9 protein-coding genes and 1 pseudogene are annotated in these 21,121 nt (G+C 33.3%); 6 read left to right on the top strand and 4 right to left on the bottom strand.

Annotation, left to right across the window (positions count from 1 at the left end; genetic code table 11):
• Positions 1–109 precede the first annotated feature (109 nt).
• A complete protein-coding gene (gene accC, locus FVE74_RS07825) occupies positions 110–1,465 on the bottom strand; it encodes an acetyl-CoA carboxylase biotin carboxylase subunit (protein ID WP_147004031.1) in 1,356 nt (451 codons plus the stop codon).
• 84 nt (positions 1,466–1,549) lie between these two features.
• Positions 1,550–1,957 (bottom strand): acetyl-CoA carboxylase biotin carboxyl carrier protein, encoded by a 408-nt coding sequence (locus FVE74_RS07820; protein ID WP_147004030.1) that lies wholly within the window; start codon positions 1,955–1,957, stop codon positions 1,550–1,552.
• A 252-nt stretch (positions 1,958–2,209) separates the two neighbouring features.
• Here FVE74_RS07820 and coaE point away from each other — a divergent pair, with 252 nt between their 5' ends.
• From coaE to yihA, 3 genes are read left to right on the top strand one after another with little or no spacing between them, the layout of a single operon-like run.
• Positions 2,210–2,824: a dephospho-CoA kinase gene (coaE, locus tag FVE74_RS07815; RefSeq protein ID WP_147004029.1), complete on the top strand. Its 615-nt coding sequence runs from the start codon at positions 2,210–2,212 to the stop codon at positions 2,822–2,824.
• Positions 2,825–2,860: 36 nt separating this feature from the next.
• Positions 2,861–3,661: an LCP family protein gene (locus FVE74_RS07810; RefSeq protein WP_147004028.1), complete on the top strand. Its 801-nt coding sequence runs from the start codon at positions 2,861–2,863 to the stop codon at positions 3,659–3,661.
• 15 nt (positions 3,662–3,676) lie between these two features.
• Complete coding sequence (gene yihA / locus FVE74_RS07805) at positions 3,677–4,267, top strand: ribosome biogenesis GTP-binding protein YihA/YsxC (RefSeq protein WP_147004027.1); 591 nt, start codon at positions 3,677–3,679, stop codon at positions 4,265–4,267.
• A gap of 129 nt (positions 4,268–4,396) precedes the next feature.
• On the opposite strand, the gene FVE74_RS07800 is transcribed toward yihA, so the two are convergent.
• A complete protein-coding gene (locus tag FVE74_RS07800) occupies positions 4,397–5,920 on the bottom strand; it encodes a YifB family Mg chelatase-like AAA ATPase (protein WP_147004026.1) in 1,524 nt (507 codons plus the stop codon).
• Between the two features lie 165 nt (positions 5,921–6,085).
• Complete coding sequence (locus FVE74_RS07795; protein WP_147004025.1) at positions 6,086–6,523, bottom strand: Dps family protein; 438 nt, start codon at positions 6,521–6,523, stop codon at positions 6,086–6,088.
• A gap of 236 nt (positions 6,524–6,759) precedes the next feature.
• Between FVE74_RS07795 and FVE74_RS11960 the strand changes: the two are divergent.
• The 3 genes and pseudogenes from FVE74_RS11960 to FVE74_RS07780 form a co-directional block, all read left to right on the top strand.
• A pseudogene (locus FVE74_RS11960) lies at positions 6,760–7,082 on the top strand (autotransporter-associated N-terminal domain-containing protein); the annotation flags it as partial.
• A gap of 969 nt (positions 7,083–8,051) precedes the next feature.
• A complete protein-coding gene (locus FVE74_RS07785) occupies positions 8,052–13,880 on the top strand; it encodes an autotransporter domain-containing protein (RefSeq protein WP_420028891.1) in 5,829 nt (1,942 codons plus the stop codon).
• Positions 13,881–14,206: 326 nt separating this feature from the next.
• A complete protein-coding gene (locus tag FVE74_RS07780) occupies positions 14,207–21,106 on the top strand; it encodes an autotransporter-associated N-terminal domain-containing protein (RefSeq protein WP_147004022.1) in 6,900 nt (2,299 codons plus the stop codon).
• Positions 21,107–21,121: the final 15 nt, after the last annotated feature.

The following is a 21,121-nucleotide window of genomic DNA, read 5'->3' as shown; positions in this document are numbered from 1 at the left end:
GATTCCTCCTAATTTTTAATTAATTTATTTATTTAATGGCAAGGGATTTTGTCCCTTGTTAAATAACATCTTAAATATAATTTAAACCTATATAGTTTGAATAGGTTTATTATTTCCCAAGAACTTCCTTAAAGTGAGTTTCAATAAAGTTTGTATAGACAGTTCCCTTTTTAAAGTCCTCATTGTCAAGCACTTTCAAGTGGAAAGGAATAGTTGTATCTACACCTTCTATAATAAATTCCCTCAAGGCACGTTTCATACGTGAAATAGCTTCTTCCCGATTTTTTCCCTTTACGATAAGTTTTGCTATCATTGAATCGTAGTAAGGCGGGATTTCATAATTTTGGTAGGAATGTGAGTCAATTCTTACTCCAATTCCTCCAGATGGAATATATGTTTCTAAAGTTCCTGATGACGGCAAGAATCCATTTTCAGAATCTTCTGCATTTATTCTGCATTCAATTACATGTCCATTAATATGTATATCTTTTTGAGAAATACTTAACTTTTCTCCTGCAGCCACTCTTATTTGTTCTTTTACCAGGTCAACTCCAGTAATTTCTTCACTTATTGTATGCTCAACCTGAATTCTTGTATTCATTTCCATAAAATAGAAATTCATGCTCTTGTCAACAAGAAATTCTAATGTTCCAACACTGTCGTAACCAATACCTTTTGCAAGTTTTGCGGCGAATTTTCCCATTTTTTCACGTGTTTTTGAATCAATTCCTGCTGATGGAGATTCTTCGATTAATTTTTGGTGTCTTCTTTGAATTGTACAATCTCTTTCACCAAGATGGACTACGTTTCCAAATTTATCTCCTATAATCTGAATTTCAACGTGTCTTGGCTCTTCAACATATTTTTCAATATAAACATCTGGATTTCCAAAATTTGCTTTTGCTTCGTTTTGTGCAACAATATAATTTTCAGCCAATTCTTTTTCATCACGTGCAATTCTCATTCCTTTTCCGCCACCACCGGCAGTAGCCTTGATCATAACAGGATAAGTTATCCATTCTGCAACTTTTTTAGCTTCTTCCAAAGTTGGCACAATTCCATCTGATCCCTTTGTTATCGGAACTTTATGCTTGATGGCAGTTTCCCTTGCAGTTGCCTTATCTCCCATCATACTTATCAGTTCAGGTTTTGGACCAATAAATACAATTCCATTTTTATCGCATATTTCAGCAAATCTTTGATTTTCAGATAAAAATCCATATCCTGGATGGATTGCTTCACTTTGTGTAATTTGAGCCGCTGAAATAATATTTGGTATTTTTAAATATGAATCTGCGCTGCTGGCAGTTCCAATACAAATGGCTTCATCAGCTAATCTTACGTGAAGCGAATCTTTATCAGCTTCTGAATAAACTGCAACTGTTGCAATTCCCAATTCTCTTGCTGCCCTGATTATCCTAACAGCAATTTCCCCTCTATTTGCTATTAATATTTTTTTGAACATTAATATTCAGTCCTCCTAAAAGATTTTCTGTTTCTAAAAAAAATTATTAACTATTTAAATTTAAATTTTTTCTAAATTAGTTTATTAATTAACTTCAATTTTAAATAATTCCTTTGCAAAATCAACTGCTGAGCCATCTGCTACAAGCACTTCCTTTAAAGTACCGTTCACAGTAGCCTTTACATCATTGTCAATTCCCATTGTTTTAATTTTGGCAAGAATTTGCCCTTTTTTCACCAAAGTTCCAGTTTTTGGACTTAACAGCTTTATTTTACCTACATTGCTAGATTTAACAATTTCTTCCGCTGGCAATACCGCTTTAGCGATTTTTTTCTCTTTTGTAACTTTAGGCAATGCTGCTGCAGTGTTTACAATTTTTGTATTTTCAGAATTTGTTAAAGTAAGTTTTACTTTTCCGTATCTTACTTTTAGTTCTGCTATGTCTTCTTTTTTCAGAACTTTCATTAATTCCTGAATATCCTTAAGTTCCATAGTCCCTCCTTAATTTTGAGTTAAATATTTTATTTCAATAAATTTTTTATAATTTTTTTAAAATTTCATATTATAATTTTACCATATTAAAAGTATTTTTTCAATTTTTTCTTTTTTTAGAACAAAATAAATTTGTTAGAAGTCTCTTGTTTTTTTATTTTAAAAAATTATTGCAAATAAATGAAAAAAGGTATAAAATATATCATAATCTTTTTTGTAGAAATAAATTATTTTTGGAAAGGAAAATAAATAATGGTTATCGGACTTACAGGAGGGATTGGAACGGGGAAGAGCACTGTTAGCCAGATTTTGAAGGATAGAGGATTTCCTGTGATTGATTTGGATGTGATTTCACATGAAGTTATTGAATTTTCATCGGTTGTGGAAAAAATTGTACAAAATTTTGGAAGAGAAGTTCTGGCTGAGGATGAAGCTGGAAATTGTACTATTTCACGGGAAAAGCTGGGGAAAATTATTTTTTCCGATAAGAAAAAAAGGCTTGCTTTAAATTCCATTATGCACCCTGAAATTTTAAAAGTTATGCATAAAAAAATTTTGGAATGTGAATTGGGAAAAAATAAAAAGAAAAATAAAATTATTTTTGTGGAAGTTCAGCTGCTTTTTGAAGTCCAATGGGAAAAGGAATTTGATTATATACTGCTAGTTGCTGCAAAAAGGGATATGCAAGTTAGGCGTGTTTTGGAAAGGGATAAGCGTAGTGAAGAAGAAGCCTGGAATATTATAAATTCTCAGATGTCTTTGGATGAGAAAAGGGAAAAAAGTGATTTTGTCATTGAAAATGATGGAAATATGGATGATTTAAATAAAAAAGTTGATAAATTTTTAAAAAGTTTAGAACGACAGTAATTTCAAAAAAATTAAAATACATAAGAGGTAAAAAAAATGAAAAAAATATTTTTAATATTGGGAATATTCCTGATAGCATTTATTGGATGGCTTTCTATACCGTTTAATATTCTTGTGATAGGAGTCGATGCTTATGCTAATCAGCCTACGGAAGGGTCTAGAAGTGACGGGCTTATTGTTATAAGAGTTGTTCCGTATTTGGCACAGGTGAAAATGATTTCAATTCCACGTGATACTTATGCGGAAATTCCGTGTGAAAATTATAAGCAGGATAAAATTACACATTCACACCATTTTGGAGGAGTGCAATGTACGATTGACGCTGTGGAAAATTTACTTGAAACTAAAATTAATTATCACGTAAGATTTAGATTTGAAGATGTTATGAATATAACGACTTTAATTGGAGGAGTTAATGTTGTTTCAAATCATACGTTTAATCAGGACTATTTTGATCAGGAAGTGTTTCACTTTAATCAAGGGCAAGTTTATAATTTACAAGGAAGAATGGCGCTTGCATATACAAGACATAGAAAAAGTGACACGGCTTTTAAGCGTGATGAACGTCAAAGACAGGTTATTCAAGGAATTGCTAAAAAGTTAGTTGCCCCATCTGGATGGAAATATGTGCCACAAGTATATAATTATTCAAAACAGCATATGGATATTGCAGTAAATCCGATTAAAGCATTGTCAGTATTGCCAGCATTTCTTATGCATCAGTCAAATATTGATCAATATGAAATTACTGGAGATGGAAAAATGATAAACGGAATTTGGTATTTTATGCCTGATGAGGCATCGCTGGAACAAGCAAGGGAAGAATTTAAAAATTAAAAAAAGAGGTGAAATATGGAAATAAATAAGTCAGAATTTGTAAAATCGGCAGTTATGGAAAAGGATTATCCAAAATTTAATAACGTTGTAGAATTTTCATTTATTGGAAGATCAAATGTTGGAAAGTCTTCGCTTATAAATTCTCTTACAAAGAGAAAAAATCTTGCAAGAACAAGTAAAACCCCAGGAAGAACACAGCTTATAAATTATTTTTTGATAAATAATGCAATTCATTTTGTAGACTTGCCAGGATATGGGTTTGCGAAAGTACCTGATTCAGTAAAGAAAAACTGGGGAAAAACAATTGAAGGCTATCTTATGTCAGATCGTGAAAAAGTTGTATTTCTTTTGCTGGATTTGCGTAGAATCCCAACGGGCGAAGATATGGAAATGTTAAAGTGGCTGGAACATTTTGGAATTGAATATTATATAATTTTTACAAAGGCTGATAAATTGTCTAATAATGAAAAATTTAAGCAGTTAAAGGAAATTAAGAAAAAACTTGTGTTTAAAAATGAAGATGTGTTTTTTTATTCTTCCTTAAAAAATACTGGAAGAAAAGAATTGCTTGATTTTATTGGGGAAAGAGTTAATGAAAAAAAATAAAAATGTCTATTGATTTTCAAATTAATTTTCAAAAAAGCAAAAGTTATTTTAACAAGGGGTCAAAGCCCCTTGTAATTAAATAAGTAAATAAAATAGTTTTTTTTTAACAAATTGCTGCCAAATAAAAAATTACTGTTTTTTTCGATAATTCAGGGCTTCTAATAAATGTTCTTTTTTTATATTTTCTTGCCCATCTAAATCTGCTATTGTTCTTGAGATTTTTAATATTTTGTCAAACATTCTGACTGATAATCTTAAATTATCAATGGCGGCCTTCATAATTTCTTGGCTTTCCTTGTCAATTTTGCAATATTTGTTTAATTGCTTTTTGTTCATATCTCTGTTTAGCGTATTTGAATTAAATCGCTGTTTTTGGATCTCTCTGGCTTTTATTACTCTTTCTTGGATGTCTTTTGATTTTTCTGAAAGGGATTCGTCAAAGATTTCATCTTTTTTTAGCTGATGCATTTCAACGTAAAGGTCCATTCGGTCAAGAAGAGGCCCTGAAAATTTTTTTTGATAGCGTTTTATTTCTTTCAGACTGTCGCTGCATAGCGGATTATCGGGAAAGTAGCCGCTTGGAGTTGGATTTGAAGCCGTTATCGTGATATTTTTTACAGGATAAGTTACGCTGAAATTTGCTCTGGAAATGACAATTTTTCCATCTTCCAGAGGCTGTCGGAGCGCTTCTAGCGTTTTTCCCTCAAATTCTCCAATTTCATCCAGAAAAAATACTCCGTTTAGTGCTAATGTTATTTCTCCGACTCTGCTTGCTCCGCCTACAAGTGCAACTTGTGTGGCTGAATAATGAGGTGCCCTAAATGGTCTTTTGCGGATTATCGGCTCTTTTTGGCTTAACATTCCTGAAATGCTGTAAATTTTGGTTGTTTCGATTATTTCTTCCTCTAGCATGTCAGGCAAAATTGTATTAAATCTTTTGGCAAGCATTGACTTTCCTGAACCTGGGTCACCTATTAGAAACACGTTGTGTCCACCAGCTGCTGCGATTTCTAAAGCTCTTTTTGCCATAAGCTGCCCTTTTACATCTGAAAAGTCAATGGCTTCTTCTGGCTTCTTATCCTTTTCAATTTTTAAAGTATCCATTTCAACGGCTTTTTTGCACAAAGTTTCCACATCAATTTTTCCATCTAGAAAGTCCAGAAGTTCACTAATTTCATCAACTGGAATAATTTCTGCTCCTGAAATCAGCTTTGCTTCGTTATAGTTTTCCATTGGAACGATAACTCCTTTAAAGTCGGTTTCTTTTGCTAAGATTGTGGCATTTATTGCTCCATTTATTGATTTTATTTTTCCATTTAGGGAAATTTCTCCCAAAATTAGGTATTTTTTTAGTATTTCTATATTTGAAATATGTCCTGTGTTGGCAAGGATGCCTAAAAATATGCTTAAATCAAAATGGCTTCCTTTTTTTCTAATATTTGCAGGCGATAAATTTACTAGCACACGCCTGACCGGAAACTCAAATCCCACATTTTTAAAGCAGCTTCTAATTCGCTCCTTGCTTTCTGAAATGGCTTGATCTCCCATTCCAACTATATTAAAAACAGGCAGTCCTCTGGAAAGGTCGACTTCCACCTCTACAACGTAGGTATCAACTCCCAAATAACTGCAGCTAAATAAACTTATTGCCATAACTCCCACCTTTTAATCTTTAATTAATAATTAATTATAACATTTTTTAATGAAAAATGCAACTGGAAAATAAAAAAGAGAAAATCTATAAAAAGACTTTCTCCCTAAAGTATATATAATAGGCAATTTTAATAATTTTGTAAAGTTTTGTCTATTTTTAAAGATTTATTTTAAGTATGCGTTTAACATCCATAAATCTTTTTCATAAGTGCTGATATATTCATCAACCATTGCAGATGTTCCGTAATCGTTTTCTGAATCTGCAGCTTCTTTTACTTCTTTTACTAATTTTAGCATTGCTTCAAATTCTTTTTTTACGTCGGTAACTGCATCAGCAATAGAAATTTCTTTGTTTTCAGCTTCTTTAATAGTAGTAACTGCTAAGTAATCTTTTAATGTTCCTAAAGGACGACCACCGATTGAAAGGATTCTTTCAGCTACATCATCAATTTGTTCATTTAATGCATCATAGTATTCTTCCAATTTTGCATGAACAGAAAAGAAACCTGTACCAACAATATTCCAGTGGTAATTTTGAACTTTTCTGTATAGTACGTTTAAATTTGCTAAATAAAGATTTAATTTTTCAACTGTTTTTGACATTTTTATCACTCCTTAAATTATATATTTTTATTGATTACAAATTTATTATATCAAAAATAAATTTATTTGTCAACAACTTTTTATAATTATTTTAAAAATATAATTATTATAATTTTGAAATTAAAATTATTTTAGATGAGATGAAAAAAATGTTGATTTTTTTTTGTTTTGTGATATAATATTTAAGAAATTTTCAGAATAATAAAAATATAAGCAAAAAAAAGGAGAGAAAAAAGATGACTAATAATTTGAGAAAGGCAAAGAAGGATTTATGTGCTTTTGCTAAAAAATGTAAAGATTTTAAATATACAGATTCTGCATTAATTACATTTTTGATTACAGGAGTAGTGAATATTTCAAATAATTTATTTTCTGCTGAAACAAATAAAAATATAGATAATCAAAAACAGGCAATCCACACATCAATTAAGGATATACATCAAGAAGTTCAGAAAACTAGGGAAGAAAACAACAAGCTTTTGAAAAAACAAATCTGGAATTAATTCAGTTAATGGAGCAAGGAGATCACGTGGTCAAATCTCCTTGGAGCAGTTGGCAATATGGAATTAACGGATTTTATAATAACTGGGGAGGAACATACAAAGGAAGAGGAGATAAATCTGAAAAATATCCTTATGAAGGAAAATTTGAAAGAAGCCAAAACAGATTCGAGAGAAATATATCTCCCTTGAGTTCAAACTACGATTTGTTAAGCAAATCAAGAAACCCAAGATCAGCCACAACAAGCGGAAGATTCGGCTACGAGAAAGGATATGGAATTTCAAGCACAGAGAAAAAACAAGAACCAGTGGCAAGTCTAAATATAGATGCCTCAATTAAACCTAAAGATGTACATAAAAGTCCTGTTGCTGCACCAAATGTTAATGTGAATGCACCAGTATTGGCACCTTTGAGTATACCAACTGTAGTTCCTGCTACTTTGACGATTCCTACTCCTAATCCGCCTGTGGTACAGGTAGATCTTCCACAACCTAGTGCAAAACCGTTTGTGGACTTTTCCTTTCAGAATGGAGTGTTGGGATGGTTTAGCGTAGATTCTGCAACTGATAATAATACTTACACTACAATTAATAATAATACTCACATTGCTGCAAATTCGAGATTTAATAATGGGATAGGACATAAATTTTGGACAGGATTCAATCCAACTACAAATTCATTAGAACCGCATTCAGGAGTAGATGGAAGTGATTTACCATATGGATATACAAGTCAAGGATACACAGCAACACAAAATAGAAGGAATGTTAATCCTAGAACAGGGGCATTGCTATACTTTAATAGTTCTTTTAGATTAACATCTAAAAATGCTCCGGAAAATAAATTTCAAGCTCAAAACTTTGATTTATATCTAGCAGGAAATGTAGGAAATGCAGGATTAACAGATGGAAATCATGAAGGAGCATTGGGGATACACACAGTTTGGAATGGAAAACTTTCAAATGTAAATGCACATTTATATGGAAAAGCTGCTTTCCTTTCACTGGAAACATGGTGGGCAGGTAAAATGGAGTTTGATAATACACCTGGAAAAGAAGTTAAAGTAAATATTGAGTCAGTTCCAGGAGTAGCAGGAAGTGGAAATGAAAATACAATATTCCTTATTTACCCAGGAAGCTATGGTACAGTAGCATCATACAATAATGGAGCTAAACACCAGCGTGGTGGATTTACCGGTAAAGTAAATGCTGATATAAAAACTGATAAAAATATAGTTTATTCAGTACTAGGAAATCAGGGATCCTTTGAGATAGACAGTAGTGGAAAATATAATATAACAGGAAATGAAAATATAGTTTATTCAGGTTATGGATATGCACCTAACTGGAATAACTTTGTAGGTAAAGGAGTTGTACAGGATAAACATCAGACTGGTATGACACCGACTATAAAACTTACTGAAGCACCTATAATAAATGGTGATAGAAATATCGTACTTCTTTTTAATGATAAAATGGATGATACTTCAGCAGCCAGTATGAACGTATACACTACTAATGATGCAAACTGGAAAAAATCAGTAATTGGTATTTATCAGGGAGAAATTGATGCAAGAGCAAGAATAGGAAATAATGATGCAACAAGAGTGGTTGAAAATAACATCGGGATATATTCAAGGTCAGGACAAAGAGGTCAGGAAACTATAAATGGCCAGGTTGCTAAATTTAATACAAAAACAGATTTAGGAGCTGCCGGATCAAGTATAAATTATGAAGATGATCCTATACATTCTTTACAAGTAAACAATATTGATATAACATTTGGTAAAAATTCTAAAAATGGAGTTATGATAGCCGCTGAAAGAGGGACTGTAATTGATGTGGCTATGCCTAATAATCTTCATAGCACTGTTGTAAAAGATAATAGTGGAAATGCTATGTCAGGAAAAACAGATTCTACAACAGTACCAATTATGACTACACCTATAAAAGATTATGAAGGAACATCGCTTTTGACAGCTTCTTATAATGATACTACAAACCAAGTTGCTACTGGTACAGTTATTGCTTATGCAGCTGGTGAGTGGAAAAATACAGATCATAGAATGACTTCTTCTGAAGTACAGAGATTTGAAGGAAAGGGAAGTCAAATTAATATTGGACAGGATGTTGTAATGTCTGCTAGATATAAAGATTACACACCAGCAGGTTCTACAACAAAAGTAGAGTCATTCCCAGCGGCATACGTGGCTAAAGATAGCGGTATAATTACAGCTGCAGGAACTACTGATGCGAAAGGATTTGGATCTATAATTGCGTATGCGGATAATAATGCGAAGATTACATTGGATAAAGCAGTTACGGCGGTTGATGAGTGGGCTGCAAGTGATGATGCTACGAAACCGTATTTGTATAAGAATATTGGGGGATATGCAAATAAAGGAGCAGATGGTGGAAGTACAATAACATTTGGAGATGATGTTAAAGTACGTGGTATTGGAGGATTTTCTAATGGAGCTGGTTCGGTAATTAAATTTGAAGGTACTAATAATGAGATTTATTCGGCAAAAGAAGGAGGGCTTATAGCTTTAGATGGCGGTAAGATTGACTTTAAAGGTGGAAAAATTGATACTAGAAAAAGAAATTCTACAGATGATTATAGTGGAGTTGTGCCATTTTTAGCTAATACTGGATCAAATATTAATTTTTCAGGGAATACGGAACTTACTATTTCTGATGGAATACTTATGCCTGGAACAGCGGCTGATTATGCGGCTGAAGATTCATCTAATCCTGCAAATGCTGCTGCAACTGCTGGGAAAAAATATACTGGTATGAGTAATATGAAAATTAAAGTTGAAGGAAATGGTGTAATTTTAAGAGTTACAGATGGTGGGACTAGAACTGATAATAAATGGACTGGGCCTACAGGACTTATTGAAAGTGTTGAGGATGACTTGAAGATAAACAGAGGAAACTTGACGATTGGGACTGGTGCTGATTACAAGGTATATTATAAAAATGGAGAATATTCTATACAACGAGATATTGATTTAGATAATGCTCCAATATTTGACAAGATAAAATTTGTTAGAGAAAAAATATTTATTGATCCTGGAATTACAGTAAGTTCGGCTACTGGTAAGGGTATGATTGTTGGATCTGATGCTGGTGCAACTTCAAATACGCAAACGGGATATGTAAATGAAGGAAATGTGGCTATAACAGGTGGTTCTGCTTCTACAATTGCTCTTAGTACAAGTTATGGAGAAATTATAAATAAAAATACAATTACTGTAGATAATGGACTTGGAGCATATGGAGTAAATGGAAGTAAATTATTAAATGATACTAATGGAAATATTACTATTTCAGGAACTGGAGTTGGAATGGCTGCCTTTACATCTGCTAATAAACTTCAAACTTATGGAACTGATGCTAAAATTGCAAATGGATCACTTTTAAATACAGATAAAACGCTTGAAGTTGAAAATAAAGGTACGATTACTGTAAATGGAAATAATGGTATTGGATTGTATGGAGAATTGAATACTATTACTGGAGCACATCCGAGCATTGAAGTTGGAAAAGCTGGAACAAGTCATGGAAGTATTAGAAATGCTGGAAAAATCGTGTTGGCAGGCGATAATTCAGTTGGAATTGTGTCGAAAGTTACGCCACCTGCTGGAGCTGCTGATCCTTTACAATTTGGTGGGCCTGAAGTGAAACTTAACGGAACTGGAAGTTCGGATATTGTGACTACTGGAAATGATGGAATTGGTGTTTATGCGGATAATACGAAGGTTACATTTGAAACAGATTATGGAGTGGAAGTTAAAGACAGAGGAACTGGTATTTTTGTTGAGGGAAATAATCCTTCATTGAATGACAGTAAAAACTTTGAACTTAAATATACTGGAGCACCTACAGCATCTGCGGTTGCATTCTTTATGAATAATAAATCAACATTGCCTACATCTAGTATGACGAACAAGATGAATATTACTCTTAATGATACAGTTAACAATACAGAAGGACTTGTTGGAATATTAGCAAAAGGAGCTGCTGGAGATATTAACAATCAAGGAAACATTACTGGAAATGCTGGATATGGAATTATTTCTGAAGGTGTAGAAGTTAGAAATAGTGGAAATATCACTTTACCAAATCCGTTGGATGCTGCTAGTAAAAAGGCTAGTGTTGGGATTTATGTTAAAAACGGAAATAAAATTACAAATAGCGGAGATATTACTATAGGAAAATATTCTGTTGGAATTTATGGACATCAAGTTGAAAACAGTGGAAATATTAATGTTGGCGATGCGGGAACTGGAATATTCAGTACTGCTGGAAATGTTGACTTGACTGCTGGAACAATAAATGTTGGAACGGATCAGGCTGCAGGAATTTATGTGAATGGAGATAATCAAACTGTAACTGCACATTCTGGAGCAAATATGACGATTGCTGATAATTCATTTGGAATTATTTCTGAAAAAGGAACAGGTTCTGCTGGAAATAAAATTATAAGTAACATTGGAAGCATTAATAATCTTGGAAATGACACTGTTTATATTTATTCAAATGACAACAGAGCTGGAGCACAAGTTACAAATAATACAAACTTGACTTCTACAGGTTCTTACAATTATGGTGTTTATTCTGCTGGAGAAGTTGTAAATAACGGAAACATTAATTTTGGTTCAGGATATGGAAATGTGGGAGTTTACAGTACTCTTGGCGGAACTGCTACGAATAATGCTTCGATTACGGTTGGAGAATCGTATTTTGATCCAATTAGTTCATTAAATAATCGTTATGCTATAGGAATGGCTGCTGGGTATACTCCAACGGCTGCTGAAATTGCTGCAGGAAAAGTGGGATATACTGGAAATATTGTAAATAATGGCGTTATTAATGTTACAGGAAAAGGAAGTATTGGAATGTACGGAACTGGAGCGGGAACAACGGTTTACAACGGTACTGCTTCAAATCGTAATGCTGTGATAAACTTGAATTCGAGTGAAACTACTGGAATTTACTTGGATAACGGAGCTTACGGATACAATTATGGAACGATTAAATCGAATGGTTCTGGATTGAAAAAAGTTGTCGGAGTTGTAGTAAAAAATGGTTCGACAATTGAAAATCACGGAAATATTGATATTACTGCAGAAGATGCAAGAGGAATTTTATCAAAAGGAAATGCTTCAGGAGCTAATCTTGGAATAGTTAAAAACTATGGAACATTCAATATTAATGGTGTAACAGATTCGACTGATGCGACAGTTATTGGAGTGGATGCTGCGAGTGACTTGACAAAAACAGTATCTGGAATAAAAATTGATGTTCCTAGAGGATCTTCAGTTGGAACAATAACAGTAAATGGAAATCCAGTAATACCTGAATTAGCAACAACATCAGCAGAAGAGTTTCAGCCAATGGAATTATCAAAAATAGGAATGTATATTGACACTTCAAATAAAGTGTACACAAATCCTATTACAGGACTTAGTTCTTTGACAGGATTGAAAAAAGCTGACTTAATTGTGGGAGCTGAAGCTGCTCAAAATACGACTGCAAAATATATTCAAGTGGATTCAAAAATAACTGATCCATACAATGCAACAATTAGAGCTAATCCACAAATTGAAAAATGGAACATTTATTCAGGATCATTAACTTGGATGGCAACAGTCGCACAAAATTCAAACGATGGAACAATAGAAAATGCCTACCTTGCTAAAATACCATATACATACTGGGCAGGAAATGAAGCATCACCTGTAAATCCTACAGATACATACAATTTCTTGGATGGATTGGAACAAAGATATGGTGTAGAAGCACTAGGAAGCAGAGAAAATCAATTATTCCAAAAATTAAATGGAATTGGAAACAACGAAGAAATTTTATTCTATCAAGCAATGGACGAAATGATGGGTCACCAATATGCAAACACTCAAATGAGAATAAATGCAACTGGAAATATGCTTGATAAGGAATTTAGATACTTGAAAAATGAATGGAGAAATCCTTCTAAGCAAAATAACAAAATTAAAGTATTTGGAATGAGAGATCAGTATAAGACTGACACAGCTGGAATCATTGACTATACAAGCAATGCCTGGGGAGTGGCTTATGTTCACGAAGATGAAAAAATCAAGATGGGTAACTCTAGTGGATGGTATGCAGGAGCTGTAACAAATAGATTCAAGTTTAGCGACATCGGACATTCAGATGAAGATCAGACAATGCTAAAAGCAGGAGTATTTAAGACAATGTCCCCTAAGAAAGACTATAATGGAGCATTGCAATGGACAGTTGCAGGAGATGTATTTGCTGGAATTAACAATATGAAACGTAAATTCTTGGTTGTAGATGATGTATTCCAAGCTAAGTCAAATTATCATTCTTATGGAGCTGCATTAAAAAATGAACTAGGTTATGATATAAGAATGAGCGAAAGAACTCATTTAAGACCTTATGGAATGTTAAAAATGGAATACGGAAGATTTAACAGCATAAAGGAAGATTCAGGACAAATGAGATTAGAAGTGAAAGGGAACGACTATTTCTCTGTTAAGCCTGAAGCTGGAGTAGAGTTTAAATATGTACAGCCGTTGGCAGTAAGAACTAATTTGACAGTTGGATTGACAGCCGCTTATGAAAATGAACTTGGAAAAGTTGGAGATGTCAATAATGAAGCTAGAGTTAGATATACGAATGCTGACTGGTTTGGAATTAGAGGGGAAAAGGAAGACAGAAGAGGTAATGGTAAATTTGATCTAAATATTGGAGTTGATAATACTAGATTTGGTGTTACAGTGAATGCCGGGTATGATACTAAGGGAAGTAATGTTCGTGGAGGTATTGGATTTAGGGCAATTTACTAAAATTTTTAAAATAAAAGAAAGAGCAGTGAAATTTAAGTTTTGCTGTTCTCTTTTTATTTTATAATGAATCCATTGCTTTGAGAGAATTTATTTTATAATGAATCCATTGCTTTGAGAGAATTATGATATTTTTAGAATTTGTAAAAAAATTAAAAATTAAAAAATTTTTTTGAAAAATCTTTTTTTTATGTTATAATAATTAGTGGCATGAAATATAATTATTTCACTTTTTTTATGACAAAAAATCAAATAAAAACTAATAAAAAAGGAGTAATATAAGTCATTTAATAAAAAACTAAAATTTAATTAAAAGGAGAGAATGGAAAATGACTAATAATTTAAGAAAAGTAAAAAAAGACCTATGTTCATTTGCAAAAAGATGTCAAGAATTTAGGTATACTGATTCAGCGCTTATAACATTTTTAATAACAGGAACAGTAAACATTTCAAATAACCTATTTTCTAATGAGACAAATACAACAATTGAAAAGCAAAAGCAAGTAATTTCTACATCAATTAAAGACATACATCAAAAAGTTCAAGAAACTCGAAAAGAAAATGACAAACTTCTGAAAAAGACAAATTTAGAATTAATTCAACTTATGGAACAAGGGGATCATGTTGTAAAATCTCCTTGGAGCAATTGGCAATTTGGAGTCAATGGATTTTCCAGTAACTGGGGAGGAACTTTTAAAGGGAGAGGAGATAAGTCTGAAAAATATTCTTATGAAGGAGTCTATGAAAGAAGTAAAAATCTATTTGAGAGAAATGTTTCGCCATTGAGTAAAAATTATGGAAATTTGGCATTAAGTAGAAATAGAAGAATGGCTTCTTCAAACGAAAGAACTGGATTTAACTCGACTTATGGCCTTATGAGCAATACCAGAGCACAGGAACCAATCCTGGAAATAAATGTTGATGCATCAATAAAACCAAAAACTGTACAGATAGAAATTCCGGATTTAGGAATAAGAGCACCTCAGTTACAAGTGATGACAGTTAATGGAATAGAGGTACCAGCAATAAAAGTTCCTACACCAAATACTCCTACTAAAACAGTCAGCATTGCAAAACCTAATGCTGAACCATTTACAGGTTATTATTTTGATGGAACGTGGAACCATAGAGAGTTAAGAGATAATATTTCTATTTATTCAGGAATAGATCCTACTTCTTTAATAGGAAATATAGATAATAGAAATCCTACTCCTGCAGCAATGACAGGTTCATATAATGGTAGACAACTTGAAGGAACACGTATAATAAATGAAAATAATAGATATACTAATACTTACTATATAAATAGTCAAACTAATGCAACTAAAATTGAAAATAATACTTTCTATTTAAGAGGACATTATGCTACTGATACTTATAATGATAGTAATACTAGAGCACATTTAGGAATATCTGATAATGGACAAAGAGCATATAATGACGGGCATGGAAATGGGATTCCAGATGAAGGTGTTGTTGGTGTTCATGCATTGGGAGATTTAAATATTAAACATTTAGTATTTAATCTATATGGAAGAGCAGGAGCAGTAACAAATGAAACATGGAGACATGGAATACTGGATTTTGATGATGTAACTGTAAATATGTATAATAGTGATAATATGGGATTCTATAATATGCCAGTTGCTAGATATACATATAAATATTTCAAAGCAGGAAAAGAATGGCGTGTTCTAGCTGGAGGATTTTCTGGAAAAGCTAATGTAAATATGTATGGAAGAAATAATTCTGTTTATTTAACAACAGGATTATCATATATGAAACATTGGCAAAATGATGGTTTAATACAATCAGATGGAGCTTCAAACATAGTATATTCAAGTTTTTCCTATGCTCCAACTTTATCAAAACTTGTAAATCCGGCAGGAGCAGGATATCTTCACAATACAAATATGATAAAGTTATCAAATGTTAAACTATATGGTGATGAAAATATAGGTATGTATTTTGGTAGTAGAATCAAAGGAAATGTTGCTAAAGTACATATGGAAGGTGCCAATGAACTAGAAAGTGTATATGGATATAACAATAAGGCAGCTCATATAGGACTATACCAAGGTGAAATAGATTTTTCTGCAAAAATTGGAGAAAAATTAACAATAGATAACCAAAATCAACAGACAGCTGAAGGAAATTTAAACAATGCAGGTTATACTAATGAAACAGTTGATGGAGCTGTAGGAATTTTCTCAGAAAGTGGTCAAAGAGTTGGAATAGTTGCAAGAGGAGATGTAATGGAGGGAGTCCCACCAACTGCAGCTGAAATAAATGCTCATAAAACTGATCCTGCTTGGGATAGATGGTTTTTGTATAAATGGAATAATACAACACAAAGATTGGAAGTAGATAAGAATAATATTGGACCAGGATATGGTTTCCCAATGGGTAATGATTTTTCAAAAGACCCTATACATAATTTAGAAGTAGCAAAACTTGATATTAGATTTGGAAAATATTCTAAAAATGGAATTATGGTATTATCAAAGCAAGGAACAGTAATAGATGTAGGTAAAAATACTTCTAACTATCATATTACTGGAGTAAGTTCAGATATTACTGATGGTATCAATGGTGCTAATACTCTTGAAGCAGATGCTTCAACAGGAACTATAGTTGCGTATTCGGAAGGAACTTGGGATCAGTTAAAACATAGATATGGAAGTGAGGACGCAAGAATAGCTCAAAATGATGCTGATGCTGGAGCTATAAATAATGGAACAGCTAGAAAGGCATTGACAGATGCAACTGCTACAACTGCAGCAAAATTACAAGGATTGCCTTCTGAAGTAAATGTTTATCCTAATGTGGTATTAGCTTCAAAAGAAGGAATTGCCTATATGGGTGACAATAAGGGTATTGTAAATGCTGGAACACAGGCAAATCCTACAACTACAGAAGCAGTGAATTACAAATCAATAATTGGATTTGCACGAGATGAAGGAACTGTTAATATTCATGGAAATATTGAAGCAATAGATAAAAATGCTACTCAGAATAAATTTGAGAATATTGCAGGTCTAGCTACAAAAACGGTAACTGGAACATCTGGGGGAACTGTTAATATAGAAGATGGAAGTATTAAAATAAGCGGTATGGCAGGATTTGCCTCTGGAACCGGTTCAGTTGTAAATGTTAACAATGGTACAGCTAATAAAATTCAAACTGGAGAAAATGGAGCATTGGCGGCAGTTGATGGCGGAAAAGTTAACTTCAGTGGAGGAACAATCTATCATGAAGATAAAGCAACAACTTCAGATGTGGTAACAGCTGGAACAGTAACTGCTGATCATTCAAGATCTACACCATTTTATGCAGACAGCTCTTCAAAGATTGAATTCAAAGGTGCTACTACAATAAATATGGCAGATGGAATACTTATGCCAGGAACAGATGCAACTAATTATGATGGCGGAAATACTTCTTCTACTGCCAAATATCTTGGAATGAATAATGTAACTGTAAATCTTACTGGAGATAAAGCTGTACTTCGTACATACCATGGAGATACAACTAACTGGACTGGCGGGACAACAGGAACTACAAATATAAAAAATGATATGCAGCTTGCGGCACTGAATACAAATAATCACGACTACAAGATATACTACATAGATGGTAAATTTAATCTTAACATTAATCAGGATTTAGATGACAATACAGATGAATTTAACACGAAAATAGGACTTTCAAATGAGAAATTTACTATTGCAAATGGAGTTACTGTAAGTTCTGCAGCAGGAAAAGGACTGTCGATGGCTTCACATGACGGTGTTGCGACAAATACGACTACAGGGTATACAAATAATGGGACTGTTAATATAACTGGAGGAACAGCTTCCAAAACTACGGCAATATCTACAAGTTTTGGATATGTGGATAATAAAGGTACGATAAATGTTGATAATGGAATTGGAGCTTATGGAATAAATGGAAGTTCTCTTACAAATAACAAGGCTGTAAATATTACTTCGAGCGGTGTTGGTATGGCAGGATTTGCTTCTGCTTCAAAATTGAAAACTTATGGAACGGATGATAAAATTTCAAACGGAACATTACTAGCGGCTGACAAAGTTTTGGAAATAATTAATAATGGTACAATAACTGTTGCAGGTAATGGTTCGATTGGACTATATGGAAATACAAATGATATTGCAGGAACTGGATTAGTTTTAACATCAAACGGAGTTATTTCAAATAATGGCAAAATAGTGATGACTGGCGATAGCGGTGTTGGTATTGTGTCAGAAGGAGCTGGAAATACAGTTAATTTAGGGGGAACTGGAAGTTCTGATATTTTAGTAGGAAAAAGCGGAATTGGAGTTTATGCAGGTGGAATGAAGAGCGAGGTGAATTTTACTTCAAATACTGGAGTTGAAATTAAGGATAAAGGAGTAGGAATTTCAGTTTCAAGCGGTTCTGTTATAAATCCGAATGGAAATAAATTTGAAATAAAATATACAGGTTCAGCAAATGCTTCTGGAGCAGGTATTTTTTATGACAGCACGGCTACAAACATAACTGATGTGGATATAGTAAATACTAGCAGCGATAAAGGAATAGTTGGAATTTATGCAACAAAAGGAACTCTTGCAAATGCGGCTGCAATAACCGATAAGAGCGGAAAAGCCTATGGAATTTACTCTGATGGAGCAGATGTCATAAATAGCGGAACATTGACTATGAAGGACAAGGGTAAAGGAATACTTAGTACAAATGGAAATGTTACATTGACAAATAATTCTATAATTACATTAGGAGAAAATGAAGCAATCGGTGTATATACAAAAGGAACTGGAAATCTGATAAAAGCCGATGCAGGTTCAAAAATGACAATTGGCAACGGTTCGTATGGATTTATCAATGAAGGGTCTGGAAATACGATAATAAGCGATGCGACAGTTTCACCTGCTGGGGATAATACCGTTTTTGTATTTTCAAGAGATACATCTGGAAATGTAATCAACAACACTCCATTGACTTCAACTGGTTCACTAAATTATGGACTTTATTCAGCAGGAAATGTGGTAAATAAGGCTGATATCAATTACAGTTCAGGTATAGGAAATGTTGGAATTTACAGTATTTATGGAGGAACTGCCGTTAATAGCGGTACTGCTAGAATTGCAGTAGGAACTTCGAGTGTTGGAAATACTAATCCAGCTGATAATTATTATGCGATAGGAATGGCTGCGGGATATGTTGGAGATGCCGTAAAGCCAGCATATTCTGGAAATGTGATAAATGAAGGAATTATTGATGTTAATGGTGAACATAGTATTGGAATGTATGGAACGGAAAGAGGAACGACTGTAACAAATAATGGGACTATTAACCTTAATGCAAGTAACACCACTGGAATGTATCTTGACAATGGAGCTTATGGAATAAATAACGGAATTATCCGTTCAAATGGAACAGGATTGAGAAGAGTTGTAGGAATGGTAGTTAAAAACGGTTCAACAATTGAAAATAATGGAATTATTCAGATTGATGCGACAGATGCGGTAGGATTGCTTGCCAAAGGAAATTTGGCAGGTAAAAATGTGGGAATAATTAAGAACTATGGAACATTGAATATAACAGGAAGCGGATCAGAAAATTCAGTAGTTCCAGCTGAAGGTCAAGATTTGGCTAAAGATATGGGAGGTGTAAAAATACATGCACCAGCGGGATCTCAAACAGCCACAATAACTGTAAACGGAGTTCCAGTAATACCAGAACTAGCTTCAACAACAGCCAAAGAATTTAAGCCGATGGAAGTTTCAACAATTGGAATGTACATCGATACTTCAAATAAACGGTTTACAGTGCCTGTAACAGGATTAACTCAATTAAGCACATTAAAACAAGCCGATTTAATTATAGGAAATGAAGCCGCTCAAAATACAACTGGAAAATACATTCAAGTAAGCAAAAAAATACTTGCACCATACAATCAAATGATTTTAAATAATCCGCAAATTGAAAAATGGAGTATTTATTCAGGTTCACTAACTTGGATGGCAAGTGTTGCACAAAATCAGACAGATGGAACAATAGAAAATGCCTATATGGCAAAAATTCCATACACAAAATGGTCAGGAACAGACAAATCGCCAGTAAATAAAACAGATTCATATAATTTTGCAGATGGATTAGAACAAAGATATGGCGTAGAAGCACTTGGAAGCAGAGAAAATCAATTATTTCAAAAATTAAATGGAATTGGAAATAATGAAGAAGTATTATTGTATCAAGCGATGGATGAAATGATGGGACACCAATATGGAAATATTCAGCAAAGAATCAATGCAACTGGAAACACTTTAGACAAAGAATTTAATCATCTACAAAAAAATTGGCAAAATCCATCTAAACAAAACAATAAAATCAAAGTATTCGGAATGAAAGATGAATATAAAACTGATACAGCAGGAATCATTGATTATACAAACAATGCTTACGGAGTGGCTTATGTTCACGAAAATGAAACAGTTAAATTAGGAAATTCAAGCGGATGGTATGCTGGAGTTGTGACAAACAGATTTAAATTCAAGGACATCGGACATTCAAGTGAAGATCAGACAATGCTTAAAGCCGGAGTATTTAAAACAATGTCGCCTAAGAAGGACTACAATGGAGCATTGCAATGGACAATCGGAGGAGATGTGTTTGCCGGAATTAACAACATGAAACGTAAATTTTTAGTTGTTGATGATGTATTTGAAGCCAAGTCAAATTATAATTCCTACGGTGCTGCACTGAAAACAGATTTGGGATACGACATAAGAATGAGCGAGAGAACACATTTAAGACCTTATGGAGCATTGAAGATGGAATATGGAAGATTTAATAACATCAAGGAAGATTCAGGACAAATGAGATTAGAAGTGAAAGGGAACGACTATTTCTCTGTTAAGCCTGAAGCTGGAGTAGAGTTTAAATATGTACAGCCATTGGCAGTAAGAACTAATTTGACAGTTGGATTGACAGCCGCTTATGAAAATGAACTTGGAAAAATTGGAGATGTCAATAACGAAGCGAGAGTTAGATATACGAATGCTGACTGGTTTGGAATTAGAGGGGAAAAGGAAGACAGAAGAGGTAATGGTAAATTTGATCTAAATATTGGAGTTGATAATACTCAATTTGGTGTTACGGTGAATGCTGGGTATGATACTAAAGGAAGTAATGTTCGTGGAGGTATTGGATTTAGAGCGATTTACTAAAATTTTAAAATTTGT

The organism is Leptotrichia wadei (assembly GCF_007990445.1).
In the GTDB taxonomy this organism is placed as follows: Bacteria; Fusobacteriota; Fusobacteriia; order Fusobacteriales; family Leptotrichiaceae; genus Leptotrichia; species Leptotrichia wadei_A.
The sequence above is the reverse complement of the archived record's forward strand: the minus strand, read 5'-3'. Positions and strand labels throughout refer to the sequence as shown.

Bases quoted from the DNA above. Each gene is read 5' to 3' on its own strand.
- accC (WP_147004031.1), bottom strand. From the start codon at position 1,465: ATGTTCAAAAAAATATTAATAGCAAATAGAGGGGAAATTGCTGTTAGG.
- FVE74_RS07820 (WP_147004030.1), bottom strand. From the start codon at position 1,957: ATGGAACTTAAGGATATTCAGGAATTAATGAAAGTTCTGAAAAAAGAA.
- coaE (WP_147004029.1), top strand. From the start codon at position 2,210: ATGGTTATCGGACTTACAGGAGGGATTGGAACGGGGAAGAGCACTGTT.
- FVE74_RS07810 (WP_147004028.1), top strand. From the start codon at position 2,861: ATGAAAAAAATATTTTTAATATTGGGAATATTCCTGATAGCATTTATT.
- yihA (WP_147004027.1), top strand. From the start codon at position 3,677: ATGGAAATAAATAAGTCAGAATTTGTAAAATCGGCAGTTATGGAAAAG.
- FVE74_RS07800 (WP_147004026.1), bottom strand. From the start codon at position 5,920: ATGGCAATAAGTTTATTTAGCTGCAGTTATTTGGGAGTTGATACCTAC.
- FVE74_RS07795 (WP_147004025.1), bottom strand. From the start codon at position 6,523: ATGTCAAAAACAGTTGAAAAATTAAATCTTTATTTAGCAAATTTAAAC.
- FVE74_RS07785 (WP_420028891.1), top strand. From the start codon at position 8,052: ATGGAGTTTGATAATACACCTGGAAAAGAAGTTAAAGTAAATATTGAG.
- FVE74_RS07780 (WP_147004022.1), top strand. From the start codon at position 14,207: ATGACTAATAATTTAAGAAAAGTAAAAAAAGACCTATGTTCATTTGCA.